1 protein-coding gene is annotated in these 1,405 nt (G+C 69.4%); it reads left to right on the top strand.

Annotated features, from left to right (window positions below):
- Positions 1-67: 67 nt before the first annotated feature.
- Positions 68-1,405, top strand: a 1,338-nt coding sequence (locus tag ACIPXB_RS37135; RefSeq protein WP_401457428.1) for an IS1182 family transposase, incomplete at its 3' end; no start/stop codon positions are given.

The raw sequence follows: 1,405 nt of genomic DNA, 5'->3' as shown, positions 1-1,405 counted from the left end.
CTAGAAGGCTGCTGAAAATCTGCTGTTCTGGCCCCGGCTCGGTGGAGCTGGGGCCAGTCTTGTTGGCATGCAGGGGGAATGGGCCGGGGAGACGGTCGGGCCGGATGTGTGGGAGACCTGCCGGGAGTTGATCCCGGCGGGGAGTGTGTTCGCGTTCCTGGCCGAGCATCGCGAGGTGCTGTTCCCACCGGGCATGTTCGCCGACATGTATCCGTCGCCCAACGGACGCCCGAGTCTGCCGCCGCAGGTTCTGGCCGCGACGGTGGTGTTGCAGAGCCTGCACGGGCTGTCGGACTTCGAGACGGTCCAGGAACTGCGGTGCGACCTGCGGTGGAAGGCGGCCTGCGGGCTCGGCCTGCAGGACATGGCGTTCGATCCGTCGCTGCTGACCTACTTCCGCCGCCGTCTGCGCCGGTCCGCCGATCCGACGCGGATCTTCACCAGGGTCAAGGAGGTGGTGGCCGCGACCGGGGTGCTCAAGGGCAAGCGGAGGCGGGCACTGGATTCCACCGTGCTCGACGACGCGGTGGCCACCCAGGACACCGTCACGCAGATCATCTCCGCCATCCGGCGGGTGATCCGGGAGGTCCCCGGCGCCCAGGAGGTCGCCGATCGGTGGTGCACGGCGCACGACTACACCGATCCGGGCAAGCCGAAGATCGCCTGGAATGACGAAGCCGCCCGCGCTGTGCTGGTCGATGCGCTGGTCACCGACGCCCTCAGTCTGCTCGGCCGCCTGCCCGAGCAGGAGCTCGGCGAGAAGGCGGCGAACGCGGTCGGCCTGCTGGCTCTGGTCGCCGGGCAGGACGTCGAGCCAGCTGAGGATTCCGACGGCCGTGACGGCCGCTGGCGCATCACCCGCGGCACGGTGGCCGACCGGACGGTCTCCACCGTCGATCCCGACGCGCGGCACGTCCACAAGAACCGCACCCGTCACCAGGACGGCTTCAAAGGGCATGCTTCCTTCGAGCCGGAGACCGGCCTGTTCACTGCCGTCGCCCTGACCGGCGGATATGGTCCCGACAGCCACGAGGCGACCGTGGCCAGCGGCCTGCTGGAAGACGAAGACGGTGAGTTAACCGTGCTCGGCGACACCGCTTACGGCACCGGCGATCTGCGTCAGACTCTCGAAGCCGAGGGCCACACCCTGGTCATCAAACCGCCACCGCTGCGGCAGGCCGTCCCCGGCGGCTTCACCACCGACGACTTCCACGTCGACACCACCGCCGCCACCGTCACCTGCCCGGCCGGCCACACCAAAGCCCTCGGCCGCCCCCTCGCGGGCGGCAACCGCCAGGCCCAGTTCAAGGCCCTCTGCCGCACCTGCCCCCTGCGTGAACGCTGCACCAGGTCCAAGACCGGGCGCACCTTCAACGTCCACCCCCAGTACAACCTCCTCAAAGCC

The sequence above is a fragment of the Streptomyces sp. NPDC090022 genome (assembly GCF_044748145.1).
Taxonomy (GTDB): domain Bacteria; phylum Actinomycetota; class Actinomycetes; order Streptomycetales; family Streptomycetaceae; genus Streptomyces.
The sequence above is the reverse complement of the archived record's forward strand: the minus strand, read 5'-3'. Positions and strand labels throughout refer to the sequence as shown.